Here is a 17,885-nt window from a genome sequence, read left to right as displayed (position 1 = left end):
GATTGCCACCCACCGCCTCGGTCCCCGCCGGCAGGTTGTCGAAGGTGTATACCAGGCTGGTCCAGGTCTCTGACCCGTCGCCATCGCTGATACTCACTGTGTTGGTCAGCAGCACCTGTACCGTGCCATCCGTTTCGGTCGCACCCGCATTCAGCGCCTCGACGTTGAAGTCGATGTCATTGCCGGCATTGATAGTTACGGTGAAGGGCTTGTTGTCTGCCCCGCCCTCGTCCGTGGTCCCCTCCACGTTGCCATTCACGACCCCGCTCCAGTCCGCCGGCAAGCTAAAGCCCGGCACTCCCGCTGTGCTCGCACCGCTCCAGCTGTAGCTGCCCGCCACCGCGCCAGCCACCCAGCCTGCCCCCATCAACGCACCTGCCGGCACACCGCTCAGGGTCACCGTCACGCCGGTCACCTGCTCCGAACCATCCGCGTCGGTCGCATTGACACCCAGCTGCGCCGCCAGCGATACCGCCACCGGTGCATCCGTTTCTGCCAGCACCAGGTTGGTGGCGCTGACACTGATATCCCCTTCCACTCCGATAGTGACCGTGCCACTGCTGTTGGCCGTGCCTTCGTTGGTGGTCGCCACAACTGTGTAGCTGATAGGCGCGCCACTATTGCTGGTACTGCCCGCCACGCCTGCGGTCGAATAGTCTGCAGGGAACACCAGCCCGAACGCCGGCAATACCCCGTTGACGGCCGTTACTGTCAGCACGTTACCCACCAGATTGCCACCCACCGCCTCGGTCCCCGCCGGCAGGTTGTCGAAGGTGTATACCAGGCTGGTCCAGGTCTCTGACCCGTCGCCATCGCTGATACTCACTGTGTTGGTCAGCAACACCTCCAACAGTGCATCGGTCTCGCTGGTCACCACGCTCAGTGCCTCAGCGTTGAAATCGATGTCACCTTGTGGAGTCACTATCAGCGTCAAGGTTGACGTGACGATATCAGTGCCATCGGTAACCACATAACTCACGGTAGGTACGGCTCCGGAATAATCAGGAGCCGGGGTAAAGGTGAAAGAACCATCACTATTGATGATCAGCGTGCCAATTCCTGTCAGAGTCGACGACACGCCGGCAGGTACGTCTATGTTGCTCCCCCAGCTGTAACTGATGATAGAGGCAGCCTGCGGACCATCGGGGTTGGAACTGTTTGCCAGTAGATTACCGCTTGTAGAGCTATCTTCATCAAGCGAAATGACCTCGCTTTCATCTAGCAGGATATTCTCCAGCGGCTCTGGCTCCAGCAGCGGTTCAGCTGCTTGTTCAGTGTTGATAAACGGCTCGGACTGATAGGTGGTATCAAACCCTGCAGCCGCTATCGTGGCATCACCAGTTCGATCAATTGTGACGAAACCACCATTACCACTGGTCCCCGCAACCCCACCAATACCGCCACCACCACCGGCCGCTGGAGCCCCACCAGCAGCAGAAGCCTCAAAGTTTTGAGTCGGGTCAACCCCCTGCAGAATCGATTCTTGCAATGCAGCAATATCTGAAGGTGCGCCTTCCTGGCTGGCCGCCACTTGCGGTTGAGCAGGTCCATCGGACTCGGAACCTGCCGGAACATCCGATGCTGGAGTATCGTCATAAGGGGAAAGAGCCAGCTTGGCGTCATCAGCTATGGCCAATTTTGCTCCGGGTTGGAGAATTTCCCCTTTTTGCAGAGGGCGGCTGCTTCCATCAGCCAGCACAATCTCCACATTGCCTTCTATAGCTGAGACAACCACGGACTTGTCGATGATTTGGGTACGCATATCCATTGCTCCAAGGTGACAGATCTTAATGGATAGAACATAGAGCTCATCGGAGAGAACAACTGTTGCAAAAATGTATCTGCTGGAAGGTGAATACCCGACACTATTGAATTAAATCGAAAGGAACTTCTTTAAAATTAAATATCAACAACTTAAAGGCACACCAATTGAGGCCATATAAGATATTCATTCAATAGATATGGTTTAAAAACAACGGAAGTTATAAAAAAGCAATCCACCGACATCACGACATCAATGTCGCTCAACTGAAACTCAAGCTATGACAACCAAATAGATGTTTCACTAAATAACTGATCCTAATAGTGCTACACCTTCGCTGTGCCATAGCTACTCCCCGGGAAAGGAGACACGGTATCCATGAAGTGTTTCACTCGGGCCAGCAGGCTGGCCATTCCTCTGCATTGATGATTGCGCGTGATGGTTTCATGTAACTTGTGCCACAGCCGTTCTATGTGATTAACCCAAGGGCTGTAAACTGGCTGGAATACCAGGCATAACTTGGGGTTCTTCTTCAACCATCGCTTGGTCTGCTTGCTTTTGTGAATGATGTAGTTATCGAGGATCAGCGTGATGGTTTTGGCTCGTCGGTAGTGGCGACGCAGCTTTTCCAGCATGGCGATAAACAGGGATGAGTTTTTCTTTATCCCACTGACGTAAAGCACTCTTCCGTTGCCTGCATGGAGAACGCCTGCCAGGTAATGTTTCGCGTTCTGTCCCGGTGTGACAACCCGCTTTTGCTGCGCTCTGAACATCCAGTCGGCCCCTAATTTGGGATTGAGGTCTATATCGACTTCATCCTCATAAAACACCGGATTAGCGGCATCACAGCGGGCCAGCGCAGCGTCGATATTCGCCATTTTCTCCTGATAAGCTGGGTCTTTTATCCGCAAGGTCGGCACGGGCCTGCGCCAGACAATGCCCATACGAGGTAGCCATCGACGAAGTGTGGAGGCTGCCACATTGAGCCCTGTTAACCGATTGATTTTGATAGCCAATAGCTCGGTACACCAACGACTGCGTTGATAACCAAAATCTTGCGGAGAAAACTGCATGAGCAGCACCAGTAAGGTGACAATCTTGGCGACAGGTAGGACCGGGGCACGGCCAGCCGGTAAGGCTTCTAGAGCATCTATGCCTTCATCTCGATACCACCGAAGCCAACGGCCGATGGTCGAGCGAGCCGCGCCGGTAATGTGATGAACATCCGTGATCGTGCATCCTTCATGTAACAGCAAGATGGCCATCAAGCGACGAGCATGCCCTTTATCACGGGTGGCATGGATGATTTTGTGAATACGGCGCCGTTGTGGTCGTGGCAGGGGTGGTAGGATAAGCATCAACTCAGTCCTTTGGGTGTGGCTTGTTTTGTTTGGCGACTAATGAGATCGCACAAACTGGACTGAGTTCCCTTCCTCCTGTGATCTACTATTCGGAACAGTTATTTAGGTACAGAAAATGGCTAAAAACAATACCAGTCAGATAGACCTGACTGGCATTGTTGCATCATGATATTAAAGCCGTAACTGCTGTTCTAATTAACGACTGTGCAAACTAGCGGCCGCGTTTCACTACTTTAATTTACCGTCATACTGCTCCGCCAGATAGAGCCAGGTATCGACCACGGTATCGGGGTTGAGAGACACCGAGTCGATCCCCTGCGCCACCAGCCAGGCGGCGAAGTCCGGATGATCAGATGGGCCCTGACCGCAGATCCCCACGTACTTGCCCGCCTTGCGCGCGGCCTGAATCGCCATCGCCAGCAGCGCCTTGACCGCCTCGTTACGCTCGTCGAACAGATGGGCGATTAGCCCCGAGTCCCGATCCAACCCAAGGGTGAGCTGGGTCATGTCATTGGAGCCGATGGAGAAGCCGTCCACGTGCTCGAGGAACTTGTCTGCCAAGAGGGCATTGCTCGGGATCTCGCACATCATGATCACCTTGAGCCCCCGCTCGCCGCGGCGCAGACCGTTCTCGGCCAGGATGTCGATCACCTGCTCCGCCTCGCCCACGGTGCGCACGAAGGGGATCATCACCTCGACGTTGGTCAACCCCATCACATCGCGCACCCGCTTGATCGCCTCGCACTCGAGGGCAAAGCAGGGGCGGAAGCTATCGGCGATGTAGCGGGATGCGCCACGAAAACCGATCATCGGGTTCTCCTCGTGGGGCTCGTAGCCACGACCGCCCACCAGATTGGCGTACTCGTTGGACTTGAAGTCCGACATCCGCACGATCACCCGCTCCGGCCAGAACGCAGCGCCCAGAGTGGCGATCCCCTCGGTCAACTTGGCCACGTAGAACTCACGCGGGCTGTCGTAACCGGCGATCATCTTGCCGATGGTGGCCTTGAGCTCTGGGGTTTGCTGGTCAAACTCCAGCAGTGCCTTGGGGTGCACCCCGATCATCCGGTTGATGATGAATTCAAGGCGTGCCAGCCCCACCCCGGCGTTGGGCAACTGGGCAAAGTCGAAAGCGCGGTCCGGGTTGCCGACGTTCATCATGATCTTGATGGGCAGGCGCGGCATATTGCCCACCTCGGTCACCGCCACATCGAAGTCCAGCTCGCCGTCATAGATAAAACCGGTATCCCCTTCCGCGCAGGAGACGGTGATAAGCTGGCCAGCCTCGATGCTATCGGTGGCATTGCCACAGCCCACTACCGCCGGAATGCCCAGCTCGCGGGCGATGATGGCGGCGTGACAGGTACGGCCGCCCCGGTTGGTGACGATGGCGGAGGCCCGCTTCATGATGGGCTCCCAGTCCGGGTCGGTCATGTCGGTGACCAGCACATCGCCGGGCTGTACTTCGTCCATCTGACTGATGGAGGAGATGACCCGCGCCGGGCCCGCGCCAATCTTGTGACCGATGGCCCGCCCCTCGATCAGCACCTTGCCCGCTTGCTTGAGGGCAAAACGCTCGAGGGTGTTGGCCTCCTGGCGGCTGCGCACGGTTTCCGGGCGTGCCTGCACGATGTAGAGCTGGCCATCCTGCCCATCCTTGGCCCACTCGATGTCCATTGGGCGGCCATAGTGCTGCTCAATGATGAGGGCCTGTTTCGCCAGCGCCATCACCTCCTCATCGGTGATGCAGAAGCGGCTACGCTCGGCTTCGTTGGTGTCGACAATCTTCACCTGACGGCCGTGACCAGCATCGCCCGAGTAGGTCATCTTGATAAGCTTGGAGCCGAGGGTCTTGCGCACCACCGCCGGGCGCCCCCCCTTGAGGGTAGGCTTGTGCACATAGAACTCGTCCGGGTTGACCGCGCCCTGCACCACCATCTCGCCAAGACCATGGGCGCCGGTGATAAAGACCACGTCGTTGAAACCGGACTCGGTATCCAGGGTAAACATGACGCCGGAGGCGGCGAGATCCGAGCGCACCATCCGCTGCACCCCGGCCGAGAGGGCAACCCCCTTGTGGTCGTAGCCCTGATGCACCCGATAGGAGATGGCGCGATCGTTGAACAGAGAAGCAAACACATGCTTAACCGCCGTCATGACGGCATCGATGCCACGTACGTTGAGGAAGGTCTCCTGCTGACCGGCAAAGGAGGCGTCCGGCATATCCTCGGCGGTGGCGGAGGAGCGCACCGCAAACGAGGCCTCGACACCGGCACTCAACTTTTCATAGGCAACCCGGATAGCCTGCTCCAGCTCGGGCTGGAACGGGGCTTCGATCACCCAGTCGCGGATCTGCTGACCGGCCCGGTTGAGGGCGGCGATATCGTCCACGTCCAGATTGTCGAGCAGATGGTGGATCTTGCCGTTGAGGCCGCTTGACTCCAGAAACTCGTTAAACGCAAAGGCGGTGGTGGCAAAGCCCCCCGGCACGGATACGCCGGCGCCAGAGAGGTTGCTGATCATCTCGCCAAGGGATGCGTTCTTGCCGCCAACTCGTTCTACGTCCTGCATTCCGAGTTGTTCGTACCAGAGCACGTACTGTTGCACTTGGATGTCTCCAGGTTGGTGGGCACCGATGCCATAGCACCTCGTGCGCCCGATTTAATCGATGAGGTTATGGGTAAGTCAGGTGCGTTATTGTCTGTTTCTTTTGTTGCCAACGACCATGAAAACGTTTTCCATTGGTTTTCAAAAAAATCCCCGAGCAAGCGTTGGGGATGGTCGAATGACCGGAACATTCTACAATGGCGACACAAAAAGATAACGATTCAGGTTTGCAAGCCACTTCACAACTTGGGCACAGCAGACCGGTTGACAAAACTGGTATGGTTTCGGGAGATACTTCTCACCCCTTACCCCATGCGACCCCACCCGCGGTATCACAGGAGCCCTACGTGCACACCGTATTTTATGTTTCAGACGGCACCGCCATCACCGCCGAAGTGTTCGGTCACGCGGTACTGAGCCAGTTTCCGCTGGCCTTCGAGCAGATCACTATCCCCTTTGTGGAGACACTGGAGAAAGCCCGTCAGGTACGGATGCGGATCGACGAGCAGTTTCGCCAGACCGGGGTACGCCCCATTCTGTTTCACACCATCGTCGACCCGCTGGTACGGGAAGAGGTACTGAAATCGGAGGCGTGCGGCCACGACTTTCTCAACACCTTCGTCAGCCCGCTGGAGCAGGAGCTGGGGGTAAAAGCCGAGCCCCGCCTCCACCGCACCCACGGTATGGAGAATCGCAAGCTCTATGACGATCGCATCGAGGCGGTCAACTTTGCGCTGGCCAACGACGATGGCATCACCACCAAGGAGTACGATGAGGCGGACATCATCCTGATCGGGGTCTCCCGCTGCGGCAAGACCCCCACCAGCCTCTATCTGGCGCTGCAGTTCGGCATTCGTGCCGCCAACTACCCCTTTATCGAGCAGGACATGGGCATGCTGGAGCTGCCCGCCCCCCTCAAGGCCAACCGTCACAAGCTGTTTGGCCTCACCATAGCGCCGCAGCGGCTGCACGAGATCCGCAACCAGCGCCGTGCCAACAGCCGCTACTCCTCCATCGAACAGTGCGAGCAGGAGCTGGCCTGCGTGGAGAGGCTGTTTCGCCAGGAGGCGATCCGCTTCCTGGATACCAGCTCCCACTCGGTGGAGGAGATCAGCGCCAAGGTCCTCGAGGCAACCGGTCTGCGCCGCCAGCTCTGTTAAGCCAGCTTGACAGCTATCGGCATCAACAAAAGATAAAAATTACAGTGTCGCGGCGAAAGTCAGCTGTGGCGAACTGCAATTCACATAGATGACAGTGAAAAGCGTGGATAAAAAAGGGATAAGCACCACAAATGCTTATCCCTCTTCTTGTCGACCTTGGCGTTGTGCCCTTGTCACCTGCTGCCAGTTAGCCGCTATTCGATTCCGTTCTGCTGCGCTCGGCAAACAGCCAGCGTTAACTAACGATTGAGCTCAGGGTTGTTCATCAACCGGGCATAGAAGGCCAGCAAACCGTGGCGCAGGCGAACCCGCTCCGCCAGCCAGCCGCCAACGAGCGCCCCCGTTACCCCACCAACCAGCAACAGCGGCTGCCAGTAGTGCAGCAACCCCTGATCACCGAGCGAGAGCCAGCCCAGCAACATGGTGGCCGCCACCAGCAACAACAGCGGACTGGTGGCAATCCCTAACCAGAGCGCTACCAACACTCCCCAGCCAACCCCTTGTTGCAACACGCCTTCGCGTTCCCTGTGCTCCCACTCCCTGCACTCTTCCCTGTACTCTTGCTTGTTTGGCATCATTTGCATCCATCTATGACTCAGCACCACAAAAGCCCACCGATAGCGTTAAATGTCAACAAAACAGAATTCGATTGCGCAAACATCAACCAAAAACTACCAATAAGCCTCTTCAGATCATGAAAAAGCTGCCATCGGTACAAAATACGGCCATTAGAGATGGAAAACAGGTGCATTCATGGCGGATTATCACTATTCTGCTTCGGTTGCCAGCCAACACTAAAAATTGAAAACGGCATGGCGTAACGAAATAAATACAGCTTTCGTCAGGTTTTGGCTACGCACTGCGGCCTGCTCAGGATGAGCCTAACACCGACCAGAGACAACAGAGACGTAAGGACAGACCCATGGATTTGAAACAAGACGGTGAGGAGCTGAAGCGCGGCCTTAAAAACCGCCACATTCAGTTGATTGCTTTGGGCGGCGCCATCGGCACCGGCCTCTTTCTGGGCATTGCCCAAACCATCAAGATGGCAGGCCCCTCAGTCCTGCTGGGTTATGCCATCGGCGGCTTTATCGCCTTCCTGATCATGCGCCAGCTCGGTGAAATGGTGGTGGAAGAGCCGGTAGCCGGCTCCTTCAGCCACTTTGCCTACAAATACTGGGGTGAGTTTGCCGGTTTTGCGTCCGGCTGGAACTACTGGGTGCTCTACGTGCTGGTGAGCATGGCCGAGCTGACCGCGGTGGGCATCTATGTCCAGTACTGGTGGCCCGAGATCCCGACCTGGATGTCGGCCGCCTTCTTCTTCGTGCTGATCAACGCCATCAACCTCTCCAACGTCAAAGCGTTTGGCGAAATGGAGTTCTGGTTCGCCATCATCAAGGTGGTCGCCATCATCGGCATGATTGGCTTTGGCGGCTATCTGCTCATCTCCGGTGCCGGCGGACCCGAGGCAAGCGTCACCAACCTGTGGGCCCAGGGCGGTTTCTTCCCCAACGGCATCAGCGGTCTGGTGATGGCAATGGCGGTGATCATGTTCTCCTTTGGCGGTCTGGAGCTGGTGGGCATTACCGCCGCGGAAGCGGACAACCCCGAGAAGAGCATTCCCAAGGCCACCAATCAGGTGATCTACCGCATCCTCATCTTCTACATCGGTGCTCTGGCTATCCTGATGTCCCTCTACCCCTGGGGTAAAGTGGTGGAAGGCGGCAGCCCGTTCGTGATGATCTTCCATGCACTGGACAGCAATCTGGTCGCCACCGTACTCAACATCGTGGTGCTGACGGCGGCACTGTCGGTCTACAACAGCTGCGTCTACTGCAACAGCCGGATGCTGTTCGGGCTGGCCAAGCAGGGCAACGGCCCGAAAGCCCTGCTCAAGACCAACAAGAGCGGCGTGCCGCTGGTTGCCCTCTCGGTCTCGGCCATCGCCACCCTGCTCTGCGTGCTGATCAACTACCTGATGCCGGGCAAGGCGTTCGGTCTGCTGATGGCGCTGGTGGTCTCCGCACTGGTGATCAACTGGGCGATGATCAGCCTCGCGCACCTCAAGTTCCGCAAGGCCAAGGTCGCAGAGGGTGTCCAGCCCAAGTTCAAGGCGTTCTGGTATCCCTTCGGCAACTATCTCTGCCTCGCCTTTATGGCTGGCATTCTGGTGATCATGTATATGACCCCGGATTTTCGCATCTCGGTCGAACTGATCCCCGCCTGGCTGGTGGTACTGGGTATTGGCTTTGTCATCAAGCGCAAAGGACAAGCCCAAAACAAGGTCGCTGCCAATCTGGGTTAATGCCCGCAGCTGAGAAAAACAATGCAAAACGCCGATCGGATGATCGGCGTTTTTTTATTGCGCGCAGCACTACTAGCAGCCGTAGCCCTCAGGAAGGCAGCTCTTGCCTTTGATCTTGCCGATGCTCCGGGCTGTTGACGCAACACTCATCGCGGAAAAAGGCGATGATCTCCTCCAACACCGCGTATTGAGAGACGCAAAGCAGGGTGCGACTCTCCCGGTTTTGCTTCACCAGCCCCACCGAGACCAGCGCCGCAATATGGTGGCTGAGGGTGGAAGCGGGGATCGCCAGCTGCTTTTGCAGCTCCCCTACCGGCAGCCCCTGCTCTCCCGCCTTGACCAGATGCTTGAAGATAAACAGCCGGGTCGGATGACCCAGCTCTTTCAATGCCTTGGCGACCTCTTCCAGTTGCATCTCTGCGCCCTCCACAAATTTGATATTTCGATAATACCAGAAATATCTTGACCGGCCATTCATTTCGATTATTTTGGAAATATAGAAACCAAGTGAGGGTACGACAATGAATGAGTGGTTAACCATGCTGACCGATGCAGCCCAGATGTTCCTGTTTCTGGCTGTCGAGCTGTCGGTGCTGTTTCTGGTCATTAGCGCCGGGGTCAGCCTGATCCGTCAGAAGATCCCCGACGAGAAGATCCAGCGGATGCTGGGGGCGCGCCATGGCAAGGGCTATCTGCTCTCGGCCCTGCTCGGTGCCGTCACCCCCTTTTGCAGCTGCTCCACCATCCCCATGCTGAGAGGGCTGCTCTCGGCCAAGGCTGGCTTTGGCCCCACCCTCACCTTCCTGTTTATTTCGCCACTGCTGAACCCCATCATCGTCGGCTTGATGTGGGCCACCTTTGGCTGGAAAGTGACCCTGCTCTACGCCGTGATCGCCGCCAGCGTCTCCGTCATGGCGAGCATGCTGCTCGACAGATTGGGGTTCGAGCGCCATGTCATCGACCCCAAAGAGGCCACCCCCTCTTGCGGTAGCGGCTGTGGCCCGTCGACCCGCGCCACCACTCAAGCACATTGCAGTGACAACCAACGCGGCGCCATTCGCGCAATCAAAACCCTCAACGGGTCAGCGTGTTGCCCGGCACCGCAACCAGAGATGGCAGAACAGGCCACCCTCTCCTGCTGCGGCGATGGCACGGCAACCCTGACCAGAGCACCACAGCTCCCCACCGCCTGGGTCAAAGCTCGCATCGATGCCTGGCAGCAGTTCAAAGCGGTATTGCCCTTCCTGCTGCTGGGGGTGCTCATCGGCTCGTTTATTTACGGTTTTATTCCGGCCGAGTGGATCGCCGCCCATGCTGGCGCCGACAACCCGCTGGCCATCCCCTTCAGCGCCATCGTCGGGATCCCGCTCTATATTCGTGCCGAGGCCGTGATCCCGCTGGCGTCGGTACTGCTGGGCAAAGGGATGGGAATGGGCGCCGTCATGGCGCTGATCATCGGCAGTGCCGGTGCCAGCCTGACCGAGGTGATCCTGCTCAAATCCATGTTCAGAACCCCGATGATTGCGGCCTTCCTTACCGTGATCCTCGGCATGGCGATCCTGATGGGCTACCTGACGCAACTGCTGTTTTAAGTCGCCCATCTTTAAACAGGCAAAATGCCAAAGCAGCCGAGTGTGAAACCATCAGGCTCCCATAGACAAAACGCCGATCAACTGATCGGCGTTTGTCTATTCCGTACGGCAATCAATTTGAGACAGCCAAAGGATGAGGGGTTTGCTGCTCTCCGGGCCATGTGACTTGGCCTGCCTCCCCTCACCGAACTGTGCTGTAAAAATGTGAGACCCATCCCGTCCCCACGCAGTAGCACAAGAGTTAATATGCAACAACACAATAAATGAACATCCTCTGCCATACTCAAACGAAGTATTCCGTTACGCCGAAACCGGAGCCTGATCATGGTAACCAGCTCGCTTCACACCACAGATACCGAGGTTGAATTTGCCGACGATATCCAGTTGGTATCGACGACCGACCTCAAAGGGGACATCACCTACGCCAATCCGGCGTTTTGTCAGGTGGCAGGCTATCGCTTGGAAGAGATGCTGGGGCAGCATCACAATCTGGTGCGCCACCCCGACATGCCCAAGGCAGCGTTTGCCGATCTCTGGGCCCACCTGCAGGCAGGCAAACCATGGCGAGGCATGGTAAAAAACCGCTGCAAGGATGGTCGCTATTATTGGGTTGATGCCTATGTCACCCCGATTTATGAAGATGGCAAGATGGTGGGTTACCAATCCGTCCGCTGCCGTCCCGCAGCAGAGCACAAAGCGCGTGCCAGCAAGATGTACAAAACCCTTAAAGCCCGTGAAACCGGCTCTGCCATTCACATGGGCCTGCGTCAACTCACACCGGCCATGATGACCATCCCCCTGCTGCTCGTCAGCGTGATCAGCGCGGTCTGGCTGCTCTCACCGCTGCAGGCGCTCTGGGTCATCATTCCCCTCTTGGCAGCCATCTGGTTCAATCGCCACCCTCTCTTCCTCACACCGCGATTCTTGCAGCAGCTCGAGCAGGATTACGACAGCATCAGCCGCCTTATCTTCTCGGGGGATGCCCCCCACAGCATCGCCGATTTCCATATCAAACTCGGGCAAGCGAAGATCCGTACCGTACTCGGCCGGGTGGATGACACCACCGCGTCGCTCAATGCCATGGCCAATGACCTGCGCGGCTCCGCCTCGCTGGCCAGCCAGGATATCTCTTCGCAAGACACGCAGATCCAGCAGATTGCCACCGCCGTCACCCAGATGGCTTCGGCCGCCGAGGAGATCAACCGCAATATTCAAGACAGCAACAGCCAGATTGAAGAGGCCCGCAGCCACTGCATCACCACCAGCACCCAGCTTTCGGAAGCGGGAGAAGAGATGTCGGCGCTGGCCACCCAAGCGGAGCAAGCCTTTCAGTCAGCCGTCGAACTGGCGAGCGAATCCGAGCGGATCGGCACCATCATGAGCGAAATTCGCGGCATTGCGGATCAAACCAACCTGCTTGCGCTCAATGCCTCCATCGAAGCCGCACGGGCAGGCGATCAGGGGCGAGGCTTTGCAGTGGTGGCGGACGAAGTTCGCAGCCTGTCGACCAGAACCCATAAGGCGACAGAGCAGATCCAGAACAGCATTGGCCATATCCAGCAAACCCTGGGGGGATGGAAAGAGATGATGCATCTCAATGTGACCAGAACCAACGCCTGCCTCGCCACCACCCGGGCAAGCACCGGCAACCTGAATCAGGTTGTGGTCGAGATAGACAAGGTCTCTGATTTTTCCAACCAGATCACCGCCGCAGCCACCGAGCAACAAGCGGTCATCGAGGAGATCAGTCGCAATATCAACCAGATATCCTCGCTCTCTCACGATAACAGTCTCAAAATCGATCAGGTGAGTGAAACCAGTGCCAACTTGCAGAGCAAAGCGAGCCAACTCAAGGACTTAAGCCGGACATTTGGATAGCAGCATGCAGATAAAGTCCATGTAAACGAAGGGCCACCCGTCTGGGTGGCCCTGTTGTTTATAAGGCTTAACTGTAGCTCCTAAACGCCACTTACTTGGCGTAATCCTCAGTCGGGATACAGGCACAGAACAGGTTGCGATCGCCGTAGACGTCGTCGATGCGGTTCACAGAGGGCCACAACTTGGCGGCGCGCACGGCGTCGGACGGGAAGACCGCCTCGGCGCGGCTGTAGCCACGGGACCACTCTGCATCCATCACATCGTCCTGCGTGTGCGGCGCATGGACCAGCGGGTTGTCGGTCAGGCTCCACTGCCCCTCCTGCACCTTGGCAATCTCGGCGCGGATGGACGTCATCGCCTCGACGAAGCGATCCAGTTCGCGCTTGGATTCCGACTCGGTCGGCTCGACCATCAGGGTACCCGCAACCGGGAAGCTCATGGTCGGCGCGTGGAAGCCGTAATCCATCAGCCGCTTGGCCACGTCCATCTCGCTGATGCCGGAAGCCTCCTTGAGCGGACGGATATCCAGGATGCACTCGTGGGCCACCCGACCGTTGCGGCCAGAGTAGAGCACCGGGAAGGAGTCACCCAGCTTCTTGGCCAGATAGTTGGCGTTGAGGATGGCGACCTGGGTGGATCTCTTCAGTCCCTCGTCACCCAGCATGGCGATATACATCCAGCTGATGGGCAGGATGCTGGCCGAGCCGAACGGTGCCGCCGACACGGCGCCATTGTCACGGCTCTCCTTGTCGGTCTTGACCACGGCGTGGCCAGCCACGAACGGTGCCAGATGCTTCTTCACGCCGATGGGGCCCATGCCCGGGCCGCCACCGCCGTGAGGAATGGCGAAGGTCTTGTGCAAGTTGAGGTGAGAGACGTCTGCCCCGATAAAGCCCGGTGCCGTCAATCCAACTTGCGCGTTCATATTGGCGCCGTCCAGATAGACCTGACCACCGTGCTGGTGAACGATGTCGCACACCTCCTTGATGGTCTCCTCATACACCCCGTGGGTGGAGGGGTAGGTCACCATCAGACAGGAGAGTTGATCCCCCGCCTCGGCCGCCTTGACGCGCAGGTCGTCGAGATCCACGTTGCCGGACTTGTCACAGGCGGTGACGATCACCTTGAGCCCCGCCATCTGGGCAGAGGCCGGGTTGGTGCCATGGGCAGAAGCCGGGATCAGGCAGATGTCGCGATGCCCCTCGCCGCGGGATTCGTGGTACTTCTTGATGGCGAGCAGACCTGCGTATTCGCCCTGGGCACCTGAGTTGGGCTGCATGCAGACCGCATCGTAACCGGTCACCTTCACCAGCCAGTTTTCGAGGTCGGCCAGCAGCAGCTGATAGCCCTTGGCCTGCGCCAGCGGCGCGAACGGGTGCAACTTGCCGAACTCGGGCCAGGTCACCGGGATCATCTCGGCGGTAGCGTTGAGCTTCATGGTGCAGGAGCCCAAGGAGATCATGGCGTAGTTGAGCGCCAGATCCTTGGCTTCGAGACGGTGGATATAACGCAGCATCTCGGTTTCGGAGTGGTACTTGTTGAACACCTCGTGGGTCAGCACCGCGTCGGTGCGCAGCAGATCCTGCGGGATGGCGTGATGGGCCTGAGCCGCCTTGTCGAGAGCCTCGATATCAAGCCCGTGACCTTGACCGAGGAAGAGATCGAACAGCTCGGCCACATCGCCGCGGGTGGTGGTTTCAGAGAGGGAGACCCCTACCGCACCGTCGAGATCGGCGCGCAGGTTGATGCCGAGCCCCTCGGCCTTGGCAATGAGTGCTGCTTTATCTACCGTCTGCACGGTCAGGGTATCGAACCAGCTGGCATGCTTGAGGGCTACCCCCTTGGCCTGGAGGCCAAGCGCCAGAATGGTAGTGAGACGGTGCACGCGGGAGGCGATGGTTTTCAGTCCCACCGGGCCGTGATAGACGGCGTAGAAGCTCGCCATGTTGGCCAGCAGCACCTGAGCGGTACAGATGTTGGAGTTGGCCTTCTCGCGGCGGATATGCTGCTCGCGGGTCTGCATCGCCATACGCAGGGCACTCTTGCCACGGGCATCCTTGGAGACACCAATGATACGGCCCGGCATGGAGCGCTTGTAGGCATCACGGGTGGCGAAGAAGGCGGCGTGGGGGCCACCGTAACCCATGGGCACACCAAAGCGCTGGGCGGAGCCCAACACCACATCGGCGCCCAGCTCGCCCGGGGATTTGAGCAGCAGCAGGGAGAGCAGGTCGGCGCTGACGCAGGTCAGCCCTTTCTGGGCCTGTACCCCGGCAATCAGGGCGCGCAGATCTTTCACCTCACCTGTGGTGGTGGGGTACTGGAACAGGGCACCGAACACCTCTTCGCTCACCGCGTCGCTCGCGGCGCCAACCGCCACGTCGAAACCAAAGTGAACCGCGCGCTCCTTGACCACGTCGATCACCTGCGGGTGCACGTCATCGGCCACGAAGAAGAGGTTGGATTTGGACTTGGCCATCCGTTTGGCCAGCGCCATCGCCTCGGCGGCGGCGGTCGCTTCATCCAGCAGGGAGGCGCTTGCCAGATCCATGCCTGTGAGATCCAGCGTCAGCTGCTGGAAGTTGAGCAGGGCTTCGAGACGGCCCTGCGCCAGCTCGGGCTGGTACGGGGTGTAAGCGGTATACCAGCCCGGGTTTTCCAGCACGTTGCGCAAAATGACGTGGGGCACATGGGTATCGTGATAACCCATGCCGATATAGCTCTTGGCAATCTTGTTCTGAGCGGCATAGCCCTTGAGCTTGGCCAGCGCCTCCACTTCGGTCATGCCGGCACCGATCCCCAGCGGACCCGGCAGGCGAATGGCGGCGGGCACGGTCTGTTCAATCAAATCGTCCAGGCTTTCGGCCCCAACGGTCGCCAGCAGCTGGCGCAGCTCTTCCTCGCCCGGGCCGATATGGCGGCGGACAAAATCGGTTTTTTGCTCAAGTTCAAACAGTGACTGGGTCATTTCCCTATTTCCTGATAAATAAGTCCTGGCATGACATCCTGATAACCAAGACCTGATGTTCCTGATCGTCGGCTGATACCGACTCCACTCATGTTCTGGGTCCCGCAGACAGGGTGCGGCACCGGATGCTGCGGCAGCATCAAGAGGGGATCGCCTTGTTGCGAATCGGCCTGTTTGCCCCCTAGGCACCTAGACTGGCAAACGGCAAGCGCGGACGACTTCACCCTTCCACCGGCCGGCGCTTGCCCGGCTGGCTGTCATACAAAGGGGCCCTGCTGTGTTGGCAGGGCCCGGGGGCATTACTCTTCGTCCACCACGTTCTGGTAGCCTTCGGCATCCAGCAGGTTGGCCAGCTCGCTCTCGTCATCGAGCTTGATGCGGAACAGCCAGCCAGCGCTGTAGGGGTCGGAGTTGACCAGCTCGGGGCTCCCTTCCAGCTCTTCGTTAACGGCAATGATCTCGCCGCCCACCGGGCTGTAGATGTCGGAGGCCGCCTTGACCGACTCGGCCACGGCGCAGTCGTCACCGGCACTGACCTGCTTGCCCACTTCCGGCAGCTCGACAAACACCATGTCACCCAGCAGCTCCTGGGCGTGCTCGGTGATACCGACCACGGCCTCGCCGTTGGCTTCAACACGGATCCACTCGTGGGAAGTGGCATATTTCAGTTCGCTCGGGATATGGCTCATTTGTGCTTCCTTTGATCTTTGAGTCGCGTTTAAAAACGAATATGAAAAGGGATGGGGGAGGCACTGCCCTCCCCCAAGACGGTATTAAACCAGCTTCTGGCCGTTACGGACGAAAGCGGGCTTGGTGACCTTCACGGTGACCAGCTTCTTGCGGATCTCCACCTCGGCCAGCTCACCGATATCGCGGGGCACCCGCGCCAGGGCAATACTGTAGCCCAGGGTGGGGGAGAAAGAGCCGGAGGTGATCACACCTTCCCGCTTCTCACCGTTTGCCGCGGTGAAGGTAACGGGCATACCGGCACGCAGCACCCCTTTCTCTTCCATCACCAGCCCCACCAGCTTGGGCTGGTTGCCCGCCGCTTTCTGCGCTTCCAGCACATCACGGCCGATGAAATTGCGATCGCTCGGCTCCCAGGCGATGGTCCAGGCCATGTTGGCGGCGAGTGGAGAGATTGACTCGTCCATATCCTGACCGTAGAGGTTCATCCCCGCCTCGAGGCGCAGGGTATCGCGAGCACCGAGACCACACGGGGCCACGCCGTTATCCAGCAGCGCTTGCCACAGCTCGCAGGCTTTCTCTTGCGGCACTACGATTTCATAACCATCTTCGCCGGTGTAGCCGGTAGTGGCGATAAAGAGATCGCCAGCCTGCACGCCGAAGAAGGGTTTCATCCCCACCACGGCGGTACGCTGGGCGGCACTCAGCACAGCAGCAGCCTTGACCTTGGCGTTGGGGCCCTGCACCGCAATCATCGCAAGCTCGGGACGCTCGGTCACTGTGATGTCGAAATCGATGGCGTGATGGCGGATCCAGGCCAGATCCTTCTCGCGGGTAGCGGAGTTGACCACCAGCCGGTAGAAGGTATCGGTCAGGAAATAGGTGATGAGGTCATCGATCACGCCGCCTTCCGGATTGAGCATGCCGCTGTAGAGGGCCTTACCGGGGACAGTGAGTTTGGCCACGTCGTTGGCCAGCAGGTGTTGCAGAAAGGCTTTGACCCGTTCGCCGGTCAAATCGACGATGGTCATGTGGGAGACATCGAACATACCGGCATCGCTGCGCACCGCGTGGTGCTCTTCCAGCTGGGAGCCGTAGTTGATGGGCATTTCCCAACCGTGGAAGTCCACCATCTTGGCGCCGGCTTCCAGGTGTTTGGGATGCAGTACAGTAGTCTGGATCATCGCATTCTTTCCTTAGCAAAAAGCCTTTTCGCTTTGGCGACCACCCTTGCGACCCGCGCCACCGCTCTGACTGCACTGCGTGCAACAAAAAGCGACCGGATCCAAAAGTGTGTGCTCGCTCCTGCCCTTGCCAGGCAAGAGGGATTCCTTGAACGGAGCGGATTATATGACAAGCAGGCGAGCGTGCCGCTCAAAAAAAACTAATCCCCTCCCGTAAAACTGACTCCAGACACTAAGATAAATGCAGTGATAAAAACAGCCATAAGCCGACTCAGGCGAGATTAAATTTTGATTTTTACCGTTTCGTCACAATTTGCAGAAAAACGTTTCGCTCCAGAGCAAAATTAAAGGCTGACACCCAAAACGGGTCGTCAGCCTTGT

The 17,885-nt window shown here is 58.2% G+C and carries 13 protein-coding genes; 5 read left to right on the top strand and 8 right to left on the bottom strand.

All coding sequences use genetic code 11. The features are described 5' to 3' along the window. The 3 genes from ACB042_RS11195 to ppsA form a co-directional block, all read right to left on the bottom strand. Nucleotides 1-1,762: retention module-containing protein (locus ACB042_RS11195; protein ID WP_371178421.1), on the bottom strand; the 1,762-nt coding region annotated here is incomplete at its 3' end. A gap of 326 nt (nucleotides 1,763-2,088) precedes the next feature. Continuing rightward, complete coding sequence (locus ACB042_RS11190) at nucleotides 2,089-3,120, bottom strand: IS630 family transposase (protein WP_144715607.1); 1,032 nt, start codon at nucleotides 3,118-3,120, stop codon at nucleotides 2,089-2,091. Between the two features lie 231 nt (nucleotides 3,121-3,351). After that, nucleotides 3,352-5,730, bottom strand: a complete 2,379-nt coding sequence (gene ppsA / locus ACB042_RS11185) for a phosphoenolpyruvate synthase (protein WP_371178420.1) — start codon at nucleotides 5,728-5,730, stop codon at nucleotides 3,352-3,354. Nucleotides 5,731-6,077: 347 nt separating this feature from the next. Here ppsA and ACB042_RS11180 point away from each other — a divergent pair, with 347 nt between their 5' ends. Next, nucleotides 6,078-6,890 carry a pyruvate, water dikinase regulatory protein gene (locus tag ACB042_RS11180; RefSeq protein WP_005344832.1) on the top strand — a complete coding sequence of 271 codons (813 nt, stop codon included), beginning with the start codon at nucleotides 6,078-6,080 and terminating at the stop codon, nucleotides 6,888-6,890. 239 nt (nucleotides 6,891-7,129) lie between these two features. Here ACB042_RS11180 and ACB042_RS11175 read toward each other — a convergent pair whose 3' ends face one another. Further along, complete coding sequence (locus ACB042_RS11175) at nucleotides 7,130-7,465, bottom strand: hypothetical protein (protein ID WP_371178419.1); 336 nt, start codon at nucleotides 7,463-7,465, stop codon at nucleotides 7,130-7,132. A 347-nt stretch (nucleotides 7,466-7,812) separates the two neighbouring features. Between ACB042_RS11175 and ACB042_RS11170 the strand changes: the two genes are divergently transcribed. Next, on the top strand, nucleotides 7,813-9,195 hold the full coding sequence (locus ACB042_RS11170; RefSeq protein ID WP_350236590.1) for an amino acid permease: 1,383 nt from the start codon (nucleotides 7,813-7,815) through the stop codon (nucleotides 9,193-9,195). An 88-nt stretch (nucleotides 9,196-9,283) separates the two neighbouring features. On the opposite strand, the gene ACB042_RS11165 is transcribed toward ACB042_RS11170, so the two are convergent. Further along, nucleotides 9,284-9,610, bottom strand: coding sequence for a helix-turn-helix transcriptional regulator (locus tag ACB042_RS11165; protein WP_005344826.1), 327 nt, complete (start codon nucleotides 9,608-9,610; stop codon nucleotides 9,284-9,286). Between the two features lie 106 nt (nucleotides 9,611-9,716). Between ACB042_RS11165 and ACB042_RS11160 the strand changes: the two genes are divergently transcribed. Both ACB042_RS11160 and ACB042_RS11155 read left to right on the top strand, forming a co-directional pair. Further along, on the top strand, nucleotides 9,717-10,787 hold the full coding sequence (locus ACB042_RS11160) for a permease (protein ID WP_335837835.1): 1,071 nt from the start codon (nucleotides 9,717-9,719) through the stop codon (nucleotides 10,785-10,787). 324 nt (nucleotides 10,788-11,111) lie between these two features. Further along, the gene (locus ACB042_RS11155) at nucleotides 11,112-12,665 is read left to right on the top strand and encodes a PAS domain-containing methyl-accepting chemotaxis protein (protein ID WP_115520979.1); all 1,554 of its coding nucleotides are present in this window, start codon (nucleotides 11,112-11,114) and stop codon (nucleotides 12,663-12,665) included. 91 nt (nucleotides 12,666-12,756) lie between these two features. Here the strand turns inward: ACB042_RS11155 and gcvP are convergent, their stop codons facing one another. From gcvP to gcvT, 3 genes are all read right to left on the bottom strand, one after another. Next, complete coding sequence (gene gcvP / locus ACB042_RS11150) at nucleotides 12,757-15,633, bottom strand: aminomethyl-transferring glycine dehydrogenase (protein WP_371178418.1); 2,877 nt, start codon at nucleotides 15,631-15,633, stop codon at nucleotides 12,757-12,759. 299 nt (nucleotides 15,634-15,932) lie between these two features. Next, nucleotides 15,933-16,322: a glycine cleavage system protein GcvH gene (gene gcvH, locus ACB042_RS11145; protein WP_371178417.1), complete on the bottom strand. Its 390-nt coding sequence runs from the start codon at nucleotides 16,320-16,322 to the stop codon at nucleotides 15,933-15,935. Nucleotides 16,323-16,406: 84 nt separating this feature from the next. After that, nucleotides 16,407-17,504, bottom strand: a complete 1,098-nt coding sequence (gcvT, locus tag ACB042_RS11140) for a glycine cleavage system aminomethyltransferase GcvT (RefSeq protein WP_139432142.1) — start codon at nucleotides 17,502-17,504, stop codon at nucleotides 16,407-16,409. On the opposite strand from gcvT, the gene ACB042_RS11135 reads away from it, so the two are divergent. Next, the gene (locus ACB042_RS11135; protein ID WP_041915404.1) at nucleotides 17,481-17,708 is read left to right on the top strand and encodes a hypothetical protein; all 228 of its coding nucleotides are present in this window, start codon (nucleotides 17,481-17,483) and stop codon (nucleotides 17,706-17,708) included. The two genes, gcvT and ACB042_RS11135, sit on opposite strands and share 24 nt — an antisense overlap. The last annotated feature ends 177 nt before the right edge of the window (nucleotides 17,709-17,885 follow it).

It is taken from the genome of Aeromonas sp. S13(2024) (assembly GCF_041402405.1).
GTDB lineage: Bacteria > Pseudomonadota > Gammaproteobacteria > Enterobacterales > Aeromonadaceae > Aeromonas > Aeromonas veronii.
Note: the sequence above shows the minus strand (reverse complement) of the source record. Positions and strands in the feature narration are given on the sequence as shown.

What these genes read in the sequence shown, in the direction of transcription:
- ACB042_RS11170 (WP_350236590.1), top strand. Translation starts at nt 7,813, where the DNA reads ATGGATTTGAAACAAGACGGTGAGGAGCTGAAGCGCGGCCTTAAAAAC.
- gcvH (WP_371178417.1), bottom strand. Translation starts at nt 16,322, where the DNA reads ATGAGCCATATCCCGAGCGAACTGAAATATGCCACTTCCCACGAGTGG.
- ACB042_RS11155 (WP_115520979.1), top strand. Translation starts at nt 11,112, where the DNA reads ATGGTAACCAGCTCGCTTCACACCACAGATACCGAGGTTGAATTTGCC.
- ACB042_RS11165 (WP_005344826.1), bottom strand. Translation starts at nt 9,610, where the DNA reads ATGCAACTGGAAGAGGTCGCCAAGGCATTGAAAGAGCTGGGTCATCCG.
- ACB042_RS11190 (WP_144715607.1), bottom strand. Translation starts at nt 3,120, where the DNA reads ATGCTTATCCTACCACCCCTGCCACGACCACAACGGCGCCGTATTCAC.
- gcvP (WP_371178418.1), bottom strand. Translation starts at nt 15,633, where the DNA reads ATGACCCAGTCACTGTTTGAACTTGAGCAAAAAACCGATTTTGTCCGC.
- ACB042_RS11135 (WP_041915404.1), top strand. Translation starts at nt 17,481, where the DNA reads ATGCAGTACAGTAGTCTGGATCATCGCATTCTTTCCTTAGCAAAAAGC.
- gcvT (WP_139432142.1), bottom strand. Translation starts at nt 17,504, where the DNA reads ATGATCCAGACTACTGTACTGCATCCCAAACACCTGGAAGCCGGCGCC.
- ACB042_RS11175 (WP_371178419.1), bottom strand. Translation starts at nt 7,465, where the DNA reads ATGCCAAACAAGCAAGAGTACAGGGAAGAGTGCAGGGAGTGGGAGCAC.
- ACB042_RS11160 (WP_335837835.1), top strand. Translation starts at nt 9,717, where the DNA reads ATGAATGAGTGGTTAACCATGCTGACCGATGCAGCCCAGATGTTCCTG.